Below are 14,481 nucleotides of genomic sequence, written 5' to 3' on the forward strand. Positions count from 1 at the left end.
TGTCCGGGGGCCGTCTCACGCGTCGACGGTCGGGCTCGGGTCCTCAGAACTCAAAGACCAGGCCCTTGCCCGCCTTCAGCATGCACGGGTTGGCGAAGGTCTTCTCGAAGCTGACCCGCTGGCCCTCCCAGACACCTTCCGCGGTGACGACCTGCGGGTTCCATTCCTTGGTGCAGAACGTGTCGGCCTTGACCGCCGTGACCTTCTCGAAGTCACCGCTCGCGGCCCGCAGAGCCGCGCAGGCGCCCTTGACGTCCGGGTGGGTGCCGGCCGCCTTCGGCATACAGGTCAGTGTGACGGCGCGCTGTATGCCGGAGTCGGCGGCGGACTCTCCCTGGCCAACTGTCAGGACCAGCGCGGAAGGTGCGAACAGGCTCTGCGGGAACAGACTCTCCGTCTGCGCCGCGGCGGGTGCGGGTGCGGCGCTCGCCGCTGTCGTCCCGGCCGCCACCAGGCCGCCCAGTGCCAGCGCGGCCCCCAGCGCGATCCCCCCAGTGATGTACCGCATTCCGAACGCTCCCTTGGTTGGTTTCGGATAACGGACCGGAGTCTTGCCCAAGTTGAGCATGAACGCACCCCCAGCGGACACTTTCGGTCGCTGGTTGAAAACCCTGAGTAGTTGACCGGGGGTGGCCTGAAGTGGTGTGAGGCACGTCTCGCGGAAGCCGCTCCGGGCCGGGAGGGACCCCGTCGGTCGCCCGGTTTGCGGGGGAAAGAGGGGAATTAATGTTACAGGGATGTTGACCAGCGAAGATTCCTTGTAATCAACGATGAATTATCCAAACCGCCTTCAAAAACATGATTTGCCGCGCAGGAAACCATCGGATCTAATGAGCCGCACCCCGGGGCGGGAGACCCCCGCCACCCCGGCCGAAAAGAGGCCCGTCGAGTAACCGAGCGACGGCCGGAGCGATTCAGGAGCGCGGCAGCAAATGGCCGAAGTGCACTCAGGAGGACCCCCCGGAACGCCGTCCCGAGGCCCCCTCGCCACCGCCTGCCGGGCCTTCCGGCGGGACAGGACCGGCATGGCCGCGCTCGCCGTCGTCGTCCTCTGCGCCCTCCTCGCGCTCGCGGCGCCCCTGCTCGCCGCCCTCTACGGCAAGAACCCCAAGGAGCACTACGGGCAGAACGAACCCGGCCTGCTCAGCGCCGAGGGCCTGCCCGTCCTGCCCAACGGGGGTATCTCCGCCGAGCATTGGTTCGGCATCGAACCCGGCCTCGGCCGCGACGTGCTCACCCAGCTCCTCTACGGCATGCGCACCTCGCTGCTGGTGGCCCTGGCCTCGGTCACGGTGATCGCCGTCGTCGGCGTCGTCCTCGGCGTGACCGTCGGCTACCTCAGCGGTGTCGCCGACCGTGCCTTCACATTCGTATGCAATGTGCTGCTCGCTTTTCCGACACTCCTGCTGCTGCTCGCGCTGAGCCCCGTCATCCAGACGCGCTTTGTCGACCCCGGCGAGAACGAGCCCGCCTGGATGCAGTTCACCTCGCTCATCCTGGTGTTCGCCGCCTTCGGCTGGGTGCCGCTCGCGATGGTGCTGCGGACGTCCGTACGGAGCCTGCGCGAGCGGGAGTTCATCGAGGCCGTGCGGGCCGTCGGCGCGAGCCGCCGGCACATCGTCCTCCGCGAGCTGCTGCCCAACGTCTGGGCGCCGGTGCTCGTGCACATCACCCTCGCCGTGCCCGGCATCGTCACCGCCGAGGCCGCGCTGTCCTTCCTCGGCGTCGGCATCAACGAGCCCGTCCCCGACTGGGGACGCATGATCTCCCGCGGCTCCGAGGTCTTCTACGCTGACCCGACCTACATGGTCTTCCCCGGCGTGGCGATCCTCGTCTTCGTCCTCGCCTTCAACCTCCTCGGCGATGCGGTGCGCGACGCGCTCGACCCGCGTACCGTCCGCTGACCCCAAGCCACGTCACCGCACCACACCTTTCCGATCAACGGAGTTCACCATGCCCCGCTTCAGCACGCGCACCGCAGCCCTACCGGCCCTCGCCACCGCCGCCGTCATGCTGATGTGCTCCTGCTCGGCCGGCGCGGGCTCGGACGGGGCGGGCGGCGGGAAGGACGGCGGCGCGAACGCCGTCAAGAGCGGGCAGCGGCTCACCGCCACCCTCGGCACCGCCAAGGACAGCCAGGGCCCGGCCCCCGCCGCCCCCGACGCGCGGTCCGGCGGCACCGTCAGGATCGCCAACCTCAACGACTACAGCCACCTCGACCCGCAGAAGATCTACGCGGGCGAGTCCTACAGCACCTCGCTGCTGTGGGGCCGTCAGTTGACGCAGTATCAGGTCGTGGACGGCAAGCCCAAGCTGGTCGGCGACCTCGCCACCGACACCGGCCAGTCCTCCGACGGCGGCCGCACCTGGACGTACCGGCTCAAGGACGGCATCGCCTGGGAGGACGGCGAGCCGATCACCGCCGAGCACGTCAAGTACGGCATCGAGCGCACCTTCGCCCCCGGCTTCGAACTCGGTCCCACCTACTGGCCCGAGTGGCTCACCGGCTCCGAGGACCGCACCGCCGCCGTCAAGAAGTACGGCGGCCCCAAGGACGGCGATCTCAAGGCGATCGAGACACCGGACGACAAGACCATCGTCTTCCACTTCCCCGAGCCGCAGTCCGACGTGCCCTACATGGCCGCCCAGTCCTCCTCGTCCCCCGTCCGCAAGGACAAGGACACCGGCACCGACTACGACGTCAAACCGTTCGCCACCGGCCCGTACCGGATCGCCGGGCACAAGCAGAACCAGAGCCTCACCCTGGAGCGCAACCCGCACTGGAAGCCGGAGACCGACCCGATCCGCCACCAGTACGCCGAGCGCTTCGAGTTCACCTTCGGCAAGAAGATCCTCAACACCGCGCAGGAGGTCCTCAACGGCCGCGGTGACGGCAGCACCACCGTCTCCACCAAGAACGAGGTGCCGCCGGAGCTCTACGCCGAGGCCCAGCGCGACCCCAAGAAGAAGGACCTCCTCGTCGCGGGCAGCCAGGGCGCGTACACCGAGGACCTCTACATCAAGAACAGCCGTGTCACCGACCCCGAGGTGCGCAAGGCCATCCACTATCTCTTCCCGCGCGAGCAGGCCCGCCAGGTGCTCGGCGGCCCGCGCCTCGGCGACTTCGCCACCACCCTCTCCTCGCCCGCCGTCGTCGGCTGGAAGAAGTACGACCTCTACCCGGTCGAGCCCGGCGGCGACATCGAGAAGGCCAAGGAGCACCTCGCCAAGGCCAAGCAGAGCGTCACCACGCTGACCTACGCCTACGAGAGCGACGCCCCCGAGAAGGACCGCCTCGCCCAGGTTCTCGTCGACGCCTTCGCCAAGGCCGGCATCAAGCTCGTCACCAAGCCGATGGACAAGGCCGCCTTCAACGACCAGGTCTTCCGCGGCGACGCCCCCTACGACCTGTGGATCTCCACCAACTCCGTGGACTGGCCCACCCCCTCCACCCTGCTGCCCGACAGCTACCACAGCAAGCTCGACGCCCTCTCCAACTCCATCCGCTACAGCAACCCTGAGGTCGACAAGGAGCTGGAGCGCATCGCGGGCATCGGCGACGCGCAGCAGAAGGCCGCCGCGCTCATCGACCTGGAACAGGTCGTCATGAAGGACGTGCCGGTCGTGCCCTTCCTCTACACCAGCGTCACCCAGTTCCGCGGCAAGGACGTCGGCGGCGCCGCCGTCCACCCCATCTACGGCTCCATCGCGGCCGTCGACCTCTATGTGAAGAAGCCCTGACGTGACCGCCTATGTGCTGCGGCGCGTCGTCCAGGCCGCGGCGGTGCTCCTCGCGATCACCGCCGTCGCCTTCGGGCTCTTCTACGCCGCCCCCTCCGACCCGGCGCTCATCGCCTGCGGCCCCAAGTGCGACACCGCGCAGGTCGAGGCCGTGCGCCACAGCATGGGACTCGACCAGCCGATCGCCGGGCAGTTCACCGACTACCTCCGCGGACTCGTCGCCGGCCGCACCATCGCCGACGTCGACGGCAGTCCCATCGACTGCTCCGCGCCCTGCCTCGGCTACTCCTACACCCTCCACCAGCCGGTCCTCGACGCCATCGGCGACCGCTTCCCGGTCACCCTGTCCGTCGCGGGCGGCGCCCTCGCCGTGATCGTCGTCCTCGGCATCGGCGCGGGCTTCGTCTCCGCGCTGCGCCACGGCACGGTCACCGACCGGCTGCTGTCCGGCTTCACCCTCGTCGGCGCGAGCGTGCAGATCTACTTCCTCGGCTACGCGCTCCAGTACCTGCTCGTCTACACGACGGACGCGCTCCCGGTGCCCGGCTACACGCCCTTCGCCGACGACCCCGCCGCCTGGGCGGCCGGGCTGGCCCTGCCCTGGCTCGTCCTCGGCTTCGTCAACGCCGCCGTCTTCGCCCGCCTCTCCCGCTCCCAGATGCTGGAGACGATGCACGAGGGGTATGTGCGGACCGCGCGCGGCAAGGGGCTCAGCGCCCTGCGGGCCCACGCGAAGTACACGGCGCGCGGCGCCGCCGCGCCGCTGGTGCAACTGCTCGGGCTGGAGGCGGGCGCCCTGTTCGGCGGGGCGTTCATCACCGAGACCGTCTTCGGGCTCGGCGGCGTCGGCAAGCTCGCCGTCGACTCCGTCGTCCAGAACGACCTGCCGACGGTGGTGGGCACGGTCCTGCTCGCCGCCTTCTTCGTGGTGCTCTTCGTCGCCCTCGCCGACCTGGTGGTGGCATGGCTCGACCCGAGGGTGAGGCTCGCATGACACAGGTGCTCCGCACGGGGACCGGCACGACACCGGCACAGGCTCCGGCGCCGTCGTCGGCACTCCGAGTGCGTGATCTGACCGTCTCCTTCACCGGCAGGGGCTCCGCGGTCACGGCCGTGGACGGCGTCTCCTTCAAGCTCGCCCGCGGCGAAGTCCTCGGGCTGGTGGGGGAGTCGGGCTCCGGCAAGTCCACGGTGGGGCTCGCCGCGATGGGGCTGCACGACCCCGCCCGCACGACGGTGACGGGCAGCGTCACCGTGGGCGGCACCGAGGTCGTCGGGGCGCCCGACTCCGCCCTGCGCGGGCTGCGCGGCGCGCGGATCGCCATGGTCTTCCAGGACGCGCTCGCCGCGCTGTCGCCCTTCCACACGGTGGGGGCGCAACTGGCGGAGGCGTACCGCGTCCACGCCGGGGCGGGCCGCGGCGAGGCGTGGGAGAAGGCCGTCGCGATGCTCGACCGCGTCGGCATCCCGGCCGCCCGTGCCCGCCACCACCCGCACCAGTTCTCCGGCGGCATGCGGCAGCGCGTCATGATCGCCATGGCGCTGATCAACACGCCGGACGTGCTGATCGCGGACGAGCCGACGACGGCGCTGGACGCGCGGGTGCAGCGTCAAGTGCTGTCCCTGCTCGGGGAGTTGGTCGAGGAGAGCGGTACGGCGGTGCTGCTGATCACCCACGACGTGGGGGTGGTCGCCGAGACGTGCTCGCGCATGCTGGTCATGCGCTCGGGACGGGCTGTCGAGGAGGGCCCCACCCGCAAGCTGCTCACGGATGCCGCGCACCCGTACACCCGCGCCCTGATCGGCGCGGCCCCGACGCTTTCGACGGTGCCGGGGTCGCGGCTGCCCACGGTGGACGACCCGGACCCGAACCCGATCCGTACCGTTGCCGCGGTGGATTCCGGCGGTGCCGGACCCGCCGTGCACGGGGCGGTGCTGGCCGAGGTCGTCGACCTCACCGTCGAGTTTCCCGGGCGCCGCACCCTCTGGGGGCGCAAGGCGCAGGCCGTCGCGGCCGTACGCGGCGTCAGTCTGCGGGTGCGGCAGGGGGAGACCCTGGGGCTGGTGGGGGAGTCCGGGTCCGGGAAGTCGACGACGGCGCGGGTGCTCGCGGGGTTGCAACGGCCCACTGCCGGAAGTGTCCGGTTCGACGGGCAGGACATCGGCCTGCCCGCCGTGCGGAAGGCGCTGAGCCGTGACGTACAGCTCGTCTTCCAGGACCCGTACGCCTCGCTCAACCCGCGCCGCACGGTCGAGCAGATCGTGACCACGCCCCTGCGCGTGCACACCGGGCTGGACGCGGCGGCCCGCCGCGAGCGAGCGGCCGAACTCCTGGGCCAGGTGGGGCTGGACGCGGCCCACCTGGACCGCTACCCGCACGAGTTCTCCGGCGGCCAGCGCCAGCGCATCGGTATCGCGCGGGCCCTCGCCCTCCGCCCCCGGCTGATCATCGCCGACGAGCCGGTGTCCGCGCTCGACGTGTCCGTGCAGGCGCAGGTCCTCAACCTGCTCATGGACCTCCGCGACGAGCTGGGGCTCTCCCTGCTCTTCGTGTCGCACGACCTCGCCGTCGTACGCCACTTCTGCGACCGTGTCGCCGTCATGCGGGCCGGGAGCGTGGTGGAGAGCGGCCCGCGCGACGAGGTCTTCGACAGCCCGAAGGCCGACTACACGCGTGAGCTACTCGCGGCCACCATGTAGGGCTCCCGCGCCGCCGCCCGCGGAGGGGACGGGCGGTGGCGCGGGACGCCGGGGACGGAGCAGGTCGACGGGGGAGCCGGTGATGTCCTCGGTGAGGCTGAGCCTGCGGTCCTCCGCCGCTCGTTCCGGCCCCCGGGGCAGGCCGTCCAGCCAGGCGGCGAGGGCGGCGGCGTAGGACGTGGCGCCGCACGGGAGGCCCTCGCGGGCCAGGTCCGTCTCGAGGGCGGCGCGCGCGGTCCGGAGCGCGTCCGCGCGGGAGGCGAGGAACTCGGGGGAGAACGCCCGCTCGCCGGGGAAGGAGAGCACCGCGGCGCGGGTGACTTCCCCGAATGACTCCAACGAGCCGATCTCCGGCGGGACTTCATGCCCGCTCGTGTACTCGACGAGGTCGAGGAGCGGCCGGACCGGGCCCGCCGCCTCCAGGAGCCAGGCGTCGACGAACTCGCCGAAGTGCGTACGGAATCTGTGCCGCCATTCCGGCGACATCGCCGGGGCCACCATCCGCCAGGCGTCGGCCAGGGCCCGTTCCAGAGCCGTGCGCGGCGGTGGGGCGTGGACGAGGCCCACGGGCAGGAAATCGAGCAGGGTGTCGGCGTAGGGCGGGGGCGGCCCGCCCGCCCCGCACTCCTCCGACCGCCCGTCGAGGATGAAGAACCACACCAGCCAGGCCGCCCCCCGCTGTAACCGCCCGCACTCGGCGTCGGGCATCACGCGGGCGGCGAACGCCGCGCACCCCGCCCTCCGGAACCGCCGCTGGGCGGAGAAGGACTGGATGAGCCCCGTCCGCCGGACCCACCGTTCGATGAACGCGGCGGCCTCCGGTCCGTACGGGCTGACGCGGAGACCGGGGACCGGCGGCGGGCTGCTGGGCATGCGTTCCTCACCGGGTAGCGCTTCCGGGGCGGTCAGGTTCTACCCGGCGCTGGACGGGAACCACGGCTCGTCGGAGCACTCGGGGGAGTGCGCTTGTGGGTGCGCGCCGTTTTGGGGGCCGGGCGCTCACTTCCCCCAGCGTTCGGCGGCGTTGACCTGCCGCACCTTGGCACTGAGCAGCTCGGAACGGGTGACCGGCCGCACGGCGTCGGGGCGCGCTTCCCATTCCTTGCCGCCGTGCGGCGGGCGGAGCTGGACGTACGGGCCTTCGCTGCCCATCACTTGACCGACGCGGTCGGTGCGGGTGTCGACGACGAACGTCCCTGTCTCCGGTGAGGGCCGATGCCTGTGGCAGTCGCAGGAGGCGAGCGGAGAGCTGGGCTTGAGGTCGATTCCATGGGCGGTGGCCCAGATGTAGACACCGCAGGTGCTGTTGCTTTGGGCCTGGCCGGAGCGGGGTGGCTTTGCCGGGGCGGGGGGTTGGGGTTCGCTGACGGGGAGGTCCGGAGTTCCGGGTGCGGGTGCGGATGCCTTCCGTACGCGCTCGAAGCAGCGGGAGATAAAGTGACGCATGTCGACGCTCCTCTTTAGCGTTGGCCATGCCCCGGGGCCGTGTCAGCGGTCGCCGGGGTCAGTTGTTCCTGCCTTCGGCATGGGACAGGGCATACGGGTGCTCTCTGTTGGGCCCTGGCGCGGTTGCTGAACGCATCGGTCGGGCCACTCCACGTAGCATGCACACCCACGCTCGCGTCGGCAACGCAATCCGTGGAAGTGCATATGAACGCGTGAATGTTGAGTGCATGCGTCGCTCTTTGCGGGACACTGTGAACTCACGCCGCCGCTCCGGGAGGTTCGAAGTGCCCGCGCTGCCCACCGTTCGCCGCCGCATGCTCGGTGCCGAACTACGCCAGATCCGTGAGGGTTTGGGGATCACGGTCAACGAGACAGCCGAACTCCTCGGATGGCATCAATCCAAGGTGAGCCGGGTGGAGAACGGTCGCTCCGGCATCCGCCCCGACGAGGTCGAGGCAGTGCTGGACGCCTATCGGGTCGCCGCCCCGGAGACGCGGGCGGCCCTGGCCACCCTGGCCGGGGAGGGCAGGCAGCGGATGTGGTGGACGCCCTACTCCGATGTGATCACGCAGCGGTACGCGTCGTACATCGCGCTTGAGGCAGAGGCGACTTCCATGCGGAACTTCCGGGAGATGCTGGTCCCTGGCCTGCTCCAAACGCCGGAGTACACCCGCGCGGTGACCGGAGCGCTTCAGCCGGACTCGCCTCCGGACGCACTGGACGCTTTGGTGAACGTCCGGCTCGCCCGACAGAACGCCACCCTCCGCCGCGCTGATCCGCTCGAGCTGTGGGCGGTCCTGGACGAAGCGGCGCTGCGTCGAGTGATCGGCGGGGCCGGGACCATGGCCAAGCAACTCCACCACCTTCTGCGGGTGTCGGAGGAGCCTCACATCACCTTGCAGGTTCTGCCTTTCGCGGCCGGTGCCCATGCCGGGTTGATGGGGTCGTTCGCGATCCTCCGGTTCCCCGTTCGCAGCGATCTCGACGTGGTGTACACGGAATCCCACACGAGTAACATTCAACTGGAGCGAAAAACCGACCTGATGACCTACAGCCGGATGTTCGATGAGCTCTCGTCGGCGGCGCTCGACGCGGCATCGTCGCGCGACCTCATCTCGTACGTCGTAAAGGATCTCGAATGAGGCACACCGACTGGCGAGCCCTGAATCTCGACAACGCCGTGTGGCGCAAGAGCATCTACAGCGGGCACCAGAGCGACTGCGTACAGGTTGCGGATGGCTTCCCCGTGGTCCCCCTCCGCGACAGCAAGGCACCCGACGGCCCCACCCTGCTTGTCCCCACCAACACCTGGGCCGACTTCATACGCAACGTCAAGGACGAGCGCTTCGGCTGATGCGCAAGGGGGGGGTAGCCCCACCTGGAGCCGTGTGGTCAGCAGGCTCGCCCCGAGCGGCCGTATGCGGAAATGCTGGGACCGGCACATACCACTGATCACCCAGCGATTCCGTAGGAGTTGACTCGTGAGCGAGCAGGCATGGCACAGGTTCCGTTCTTCCGGACGACAGCAGGGCAGTCGGCGCAGAGCCGTGTCGGCCGCGGTCGCGGTGGCCGCGGGCGTCATGACGGTGGGGGTCCTGGCGCCGCCCGCCGCGTTCGCCGCCGCCAGGCCGGACACCGTGCAGCAGGGGCTGAGCGAGCTGGTCCACTCCGATGGCGTGCCCGCCGCGCTGGCGAGCGTCAAGGACCGTACGGGGCACACCCGTTCCTACATCGCGGGAGTGGGTGACCTGGCCACCGGCTCGAAGGTACCGGTCGACGGGCAGGTGCGGATCGGCAGCAACACCAAGGCGTTCACCGCGGTGGTCGTGCTGCAACTGGTCGGCGAAGGGAAGGTCGGCCTCGATGCCCCGGTCGACACCTATCTGCCGGGCCTCGTCCGTGGAGAGGGAATCGACGGACGCCACATCACCGTCCGCCAGCTCCTCCAGCACACCAGCGGACTTCCCGACTACCTCGAATACATCAAAAACGCCGACATCCAGCACCGGTACTTCGAACCCCGCGAGCTCCTCGACGTCGCTCTTCAGCACAAGGCGGACTTCGCCCCCGGGGCGAAGTGGGAGTACAGCAACACGAACTACGTGCTGGCCGGCCTGATCGTCCAGAAGGTCACCGGCCGCCCCTTCGCCGAGGAGGTGGACCGGCGCATCGTCAAACGCATCGGGCTGCGCCACACCTACTTTCCCGCCCCCGGTGACATGACCATCCGGGAACCCCATCCCAAGGGCTACTTCAGGGATTCAGCGGGTGCGCCTCTGCGCGACGTCACGGAACTGGACGCCTCCTGGGGCTGGGCGGCAGGCCAGATGATCTCCACCGACTCCGACCTCAACCGGTTCTTCACCGCGCTCCTGGCCGGCCGCCTCCTCCCGGCGGCCCAGCTCGCCCAGATGCGCACCACCGTCCCCGCCGAACACCTGGGCCCCGGCGTCCGCTACGGGCTGGGGCTCGTGAGCACGCCGCTGTCGTGCGGCGGTGTCTACTGGGGCCACGGTGGTGACATTCCGGGATACGAGACCCGGGGCGGGGTCACCGAGGACGGCCGCGCCGCCAATGTCGCGGTGACCAGCATCCCGGCCGACGCGACAGTCGCGAAGCACGTCCAGAGCGTCGTGGACACGGCCTTGTGCCGCTGAACCGCGCCTTATGAGGGGCGCATGACTCACTGCTCCTCCGGGCTCCGCCGGAATGCCGCGCAGACCATCGTCACCACCGCCCCGGCCACCGCCCACGCGGACAGCACCAGCAGGGGTCCCGTCAGCGCGCTGCCCCGGAAGTACGCGATGGAGCGCGCCGACCAGGTGCCCGCGCCCGGCGGCAGCGCGGGGCCGATGGTCCGCCAGAAGGGCGGCAGCAGCGGGTACGGGTAGGCGCCGCCCGCGCTGGGGTTGCCCAGGACCACGACGATCGCGATGGCCAGCCCGATGCCGACGACCCCCGCCAGCCCCTGGAGGGCCAGCGTCGTGGCGCCCACCGCGAAGACCACCAGCGCCCCCAGCCCCCACAGCCCCAGGACGCTGCCGGGCAGCGCCCCCAGGACGGGGCCCGCGATCACCGTGCCGAGCAGGCCCGCGACGAGGGAGTAGAGCGCGAGCGCGGCGAGCCGGAAGCCCGCCCGCCGTGGGTTGGCGGGCCGGGCCCCGGCGCTGATCGCGAGGATCGCGGCGCACAGATAGCCGCCCACGCACCAGCCCACCACCAGGTAGAAGGAGCTCAGCCCGCGCGCGTCGCCCGCGGCGGCCGGGGCGATGTCGACCACTTTCAGCGAGCGCCGCTGGGCGGCCTCGGCGCGGGTGACGACCGCCTCGGCGGCCTGCGCGAGCGAGGCGCCCGCGCCCCCGGCGACGAGCAGGGTGTCGGTGGTGCCGCGCGGATCGACGACCAGGGCGGCCGCCAGGTCGCGGTCGTGGATCCGCCGCCGGGCCGTCGCCTCGTCGGCGACCGCGCTCGAATCCAGGGGCTCGCCGGGCAGCGCGGCCAACTGCTCCACCAACTGCTCGCTGAGCTGCACCGGGGCGACCACACCGAGCGCGATGTCCTTGGGCTTCGGCGAGTGGAAGGCGCCGACGTACGAGGTGATGAACGCGAGCTGGAGCACCAGCGTGCCGATCACCAGCAGCGCGGCCCGGCCCGTCACCGCCTCCCGTACTTCCTCGGCGAAGGTGAGGCCGTGGCTGTCGCTGTCCATGCCCCGAGCCTGCGCGCTCCGGCGCGCGGCCGCAGGCGGTACGGGCCGTTCGGGCGATCATGCCGCCGCCCCGACGGCACACAGGGCGGCGTACCCCGACACGATGTCGGGGTACGCCGCCCTCGGGCGGGACGAGCTGAGGGAGGTGGCCCGCGCGGTCGTCCCGGCTACTTCGGGTCGCGGTTGAAAACCGCCTTCGACCAGGAGTAGCCGAGTGCGGTGAGGGCCAGGCACCAGGCGACCGCGAGCCATCCGTTGTTGCCGATCCCGGTGCCGAGGAGCAGGCCGCGCAGGGTCTCGATGGCCGGCGTGAACGGCTGGTACCGGGCGATGGGCTGGAACCAGCCGGGCATGGAGTGGACGGGGACGAAGGCGCTGGAGATGAGGGGCAGCACGACCAGCGGCAGCGCGTTGTTGCTGGCGGCTTCGACGTTCGGGCTGACCATGCCCATCCCGACGGCGATCCAGGTGAGCGCCAGGGCGACCAGGACCATCAGCCCGAACGCGGCCAGCCAGTCCAGGGCCGTGGCGTCCTTGGACCGGAAGCCGATGGCCACGGCGACGGCACCCACGAGGACCACGCTGGCGACCGACTGCAGCACGCTGCTGATGACGTGTCCGATGAGTACGGAGCCGCGATGGACGGGCATGGTGCGGAAGCGGGCCATGATGCCCTCGGTCATGTCGTTGGAGACGGACACCGCGGTTCCGACGACGGTGCCGCCGATGGTCATCATCAGGATGCCGGGAACGATGTAGGCGATATAGGCGGAGCGGCCGGTGCCGCCGCCCATGCCCGCGCTCATCACGTCGCCGAAGATGTAGACGAAGAGCAGCAGCAGGATGACCGGCGTCAGCAGCAGGTTCAGGGTGAGGGACGGGTAGCGGCGCGCGTGCAGGAGGTTGCGGCGCAGCATCGTGGACGAGTCGCGCACGGCGAGGGGGAGGGAGCTCATCGGACAGCCTCCTTCGGCTGGTCGGAGCCGGTCAGGGCGAAGAACACGTCGTCGAGGTCGGGGGTGTGCACGGTCAGTTCGTCCGCCTCGACGCCGGTGGAGTCCAGCCAGTCGAGGAGGGAACGCAGCTCGCGCTGGGTGCCGTCGCTGGGGATCTGCAGCGTGAGGGATTCGTCGTCCGAGGTGACCTCGCGCAGCGCGAGGACGGCGCTCCGGTAGGCGGACGGGTCGGAGAAGCGGAGCCGGACATGCCCGCCGGGGATCAGCCGCTTCAGCTCTTCCGCGGTGCCCTGGGCGGCGATCCTGCCGTCGTTGAGCACGGCGATGCGGTCGGCGAGCTGGTCGGCTTCTTCCAGGTACTGGGTGGTGAGGAAGACGGTGACGCCGTCGGAGACCAGTTCGCGGATGATCTGCCACATGTTGTGACGGCTGCGCGGGTCGAGGCCGGTGGTCGGTTCGTCGAGGAAGATGATCCGCGGGCCGCCGACCAGTGTCATGGCGATGTCCAGGCGGCGCTTCATGCCGCCGGAGTAGGTGGAGGCGGGCTTCTTCGCCGCCTCCGTCAGGTCGAAGCGTTCCAGCAGTTCGGCGGCGATGCGCCGTCCCTCGCGCCTGGGCAGGTGGTGCAGGTCCGCCATGAGGAGCATGTTCTCCTCACCGGTGATCAGACCGTCCACGGCGGAGAACTGCCCGGTGACACCGATCGCGGCACGCACCGCCCGCGGTGACGTGGCGACGTCGTGGCCCGCGACCTGGGCCTGCCCGCCGTCGGCGGTGACGAGCGTGGACAGGATCTTCACGACGGTGGTCTTGCCGGCGCCGTTGGGTCCGAGCAGCGCGAACACCGATCCGGCCGGGATGCGTAGGTCGATGCCGTCGAGGACGGTCTTGTCGCCGTAGGACTTGCGCAGACCGATGGTGGAGACGGCGGCCGGCGACGTGTGACCGTCGCCCTGCCCCGGCATAGGCATGGGCATGACAGAAGAGCGCATGGGGCCCTCCGTTCGAAGGCTGAAGTGGATGGAAGGCGGGGTCTGTTGAGGATGTGGCGCTCAGGCCTTGGCGCGGCGGACGTCGATGTTGCCGTGCCGGGTGCGGGCGCGGACCTCGACGGTGTCCTCGGCCTCCCCCGGGGCCCCGGACGCGGTGAGCGTGTTGCGCACCTGGCCGGAGCCCGCGCTGACGTCGAGCCAGGCGGCCGTGCCCTCGCGGACACCGACGTCGATGGCGCCGTAGGAGGTCTCCAACTGGACGGTGCCGCGGGCCACTTCGCCCACGCGCAGGGTTCCGTGGGCGGTGGTGGCGGTGACCGAGCCCTCGGCGCGCCCGATCTCGATGTCCCCGTGGGCGCCGCTCACCCGCAGCTCGCCGGTCGCGGCGCCGACGATCGTGGTGCCGTGCGTGTTCTTCAGGACGGCGGGGCCGTCGACGAGGCCGACGCGCAGGCTGCCGGAGCTGGTGGTGATCTCGGCCGAGCCCTCGACACGGTCCACGGTGATCGAACCGTGCGACGCGGTCAGCTGCAGTGGGCCGGTCGTGCCGAAACGGGCGTCGCCGGACGAGGTCTTCACACGGACCTCGCCGAGCCGGCCCTCGCCGAGCACCTGGGTCCAGGCGCCGGTCATGTCGACGCGCGAACCGGTGGGCAGTTCGACCGTCACGTCCACGACGCCGGTGCGGCTGAACGGGCCGGCCTTGGGCGTCCTGACGGTCAGCACTCCGCCCGCGTACGTGACCTCGGTCTGGTCGGCCGTCCGCACGTCCCGGTCCTTCTTCGGGTCGCGGGGCCGCACCTCGACGACGGTGTCGGGGCGGTCGCCCGCGGTGAACTGGAGGGAACCGGCTGCCACGTGCGCCGTGACCGAGATCGCTTCGGGAGTGTCGAAAGAAGGCATGGCTGTCCCGTCCTCTTGGGTCTTTAGGGCGTCC

At 70.7% G+C, this 14,481-nt stretch carries 14 protein-coding genes; 7 read left to right on the top strand and 7 right to left on the bottom strand.

Annotation, left to right across the window (positions count from 1 at the left end; genetic code table 11):
* Positions 1 to 43 precede the first annotated feature (43 nt).
* Entirely contained in the window at positions 44 to 508 is a 465-nt protein-coding gene (locus ACWD4A_RS17355; RefSeq protein WP_451194683.1) for a subtilase-type protease inhibitor, read from the bottom strand.
* Positions 509 to 932: 424 nt separating this feature from the next.
* On the opposite strand from ACWD4A_RS17355, the gene ACWD4A_RS17360 reads away from it, so the two are divergent.
* Genes ACWD4A_RS17360 through ACWD4A_RS17375 form a run of 4 tightly spaced genes read left to right on the top strand, consistent with a single transcriptional unit; the run spans position 933 to position 6,441 of the window.
* Positions 933 to 1,904, top strand: a complete 972-nt coding sequence (locus ACWD4A_RS17360) for an ABC transporter permease (protein ID WP_451194684.1) — start codon at positions 933 to 935, stop codon at positions 1,902 to 1,904.
* A 49-nt stretch (positions 1,905 to 1,953) separates the two neighbouring features.
* Positions 1,954 to 3,741 (top strand): ABC transporter substrate-binding protein, encoded by a 1,788-nt coding sequence (locus ACWD4A_RS17365; protein WP_451194685.1) that lies wholly within the window; start codon positions 1,954 to 1,956, stop codon positions 3,739 to 3,741.
* A 1-nt stretch (position 3,742) separates the two neighbouring features.
* Positions 3,743 to 4,735: an ABC transporter permease gene (locus ACWD4A_RS17370; protein WP_451194686.1), complete on the top strand. Its 993-nt coding sequence runs from the start codon at positions 3,743 to 3,745 to the stop codon at positions 4,733 to 4,735.
* Complete coding sequence (locus ACWD4A_RS17375) at positions 4,732 to 6,441, top strand: dipeptide ABC transporter ATP-binding protein (RefSeq protein WP_451194687.1); 1,710 nt, start codon at positions 4,732 to 4,734, stop codon at positions 6,439 to 6,441. The genes ACWD4A_RS17370 and ACWD4A_RS17375 overlap by 4 nt, the downstream gene beginning before the upstream one ends.
* Here ACWD4A_RS17375 and ACWD4A_RS17380 read toward each other — a convergent pair.
* Together ACWD4A_RS17380 and ACWD4A_RS17385 are read right to left on the bottom strand one after the other, a co-directional pair.
* Positions 6,421 to 7,314, bottom strand: a complete 894-nt coding sequence (locus ACWD4A_RS17380) for a terpene synthase family protein (RefSeq protein ID WP_451194689.1) — start codon at positions 7,312 to 7,314, stop codon at positions 6,421 to 6,423. The two genes, ACWD4A_RS17375 and ACWD4A_RS17380, sit on opposite strands and share 21 nt — an antisense overlap.
* 126 nt (positions 7,315 to 7,440) lie before the next feature.
* Positions 7,441 to 7,707: a hypothetical protein gene (locus tag ACWD4A_RS17385; protein ID WP_451194768.1), complete on the bottom strand. Its 267-nt coding sequence runs from the start codon at positions 7,705 to 7,707 to the stop codon at positions 7,441 to 7,443.
* A gap of 494 nt (positions 7,708 to 8,201) precedes the next feature.
* Here ACWD4A_RS17385 and ACWD4A_RS17390 point away from each other — a divergent pair, with 494 nt between their 5' ends.
* The 3 genes from ACWD4A_RS17390 to ACWD4A_RS17400 all read left to right on the top strand — a co-directional run bounded on the left by ACWD4A_RS17390 (position 8,202) and on the right by ACWD4A_RS17400 (position 10,544).
* Positions 8,202 to 9,029, top strand: coding sequence for a helix-turn-helix domain-containing protein (locus ACWD4A_RS17390; protein ID WP_451194770.1), 828 nt, complete (start codon positions 8,202 to 8,204; stop codon positions 9,027 to 9,029).
* A complete protein-coding gene (locus tag ACWD4A_RS17395) occupies positions 9,026 to 9,241 on the top strand; it encodes a DUF397 domain-containing protein (protein ID WP_451194691.1) in 216 nt (71 codons plus the stop codon). Before ACWD4A_RS17390 ends, ACWD4A_RS17395 begins: the two co-directional genes overlap by 4 nt.
* A 193-nt stretch (positions 9,242 to 9,434) precedes the next feature.
* Positions 9,435 to 10,544, top strand: a complete 1,110-nt coding sequence (locus ACWD4A_RS17400) for a serine hydrolase domain-containing protein (RefSeq protein ID WP_451194771.1) — start codon at positions 9,435 to 9,437, stop codon at positions 10,542 to 10,544.
* A gap of 26 nt (positions 10,545 to 10,570) precedes the next feature.
* On the opposite strand, the gene ACWD4A_RS17405 is transcribed toward ACWD4A_RS17400, so the two are convergent.
* The 4 genes from ACWD4A_RS17405 to ACWD4A_RS17420 form a co-directional block, all read right to left on the bottom strand.
* The gene (locus ACWD4A_RS17405; protein ID WP_451194693.1) at positions 10,571 to 11,596 is read right to left on the bottom strand and encodes a DUF3533 domain-containing protein; all 1,026 of its coding nucleotides are present in this window, start codon (positions 11,594 to 11,596) and stop codon (positions 10,571 to 10,573) included.
* Between the two features lie 167 nt (positions 11,597 to 11,763).
* A complete protein-coding gene (locus tag ACWD4A_RS17410) occupies positions 11,764 to 12,552 on the bottom strand; it encodes an ABC transporter permease (RefSeq protein WP_451194694.1) in 789 nt (262 codons plus the stop codon).
* Entirely contained in the window at positions 12,549 to 13,523 is a 975-nt protein-coding gene (locus ACWD4A_RS17415; protein WP_451194696.1) for an ATP-binding cassette domain-containing protein, read from the bottom strand. The genes ACWD4A_RS17410 and ACWD4A_RS17415 overlap by 4 nt, the downstream gene beginning before the upstream one ends.
* Before the next feature lie 81 nt (positions 13,524 to 13,604).
* A complete protein-coding gene (locus tag ACWD4A_RS17420; protein ID WP_451194698.1) occupies positions 13,605 to 14,447 on the bottom strand; it encodes a DUF4097 family beta strand repeat-containing protein in 843 nt (280 codons plus the stop codon).
* Positions 14,448 to 14,481 lie beyond the last annotated feature (34 nt).

The organism is Streptomyces sp. NPDC002537, assembly GCF_053594975.1.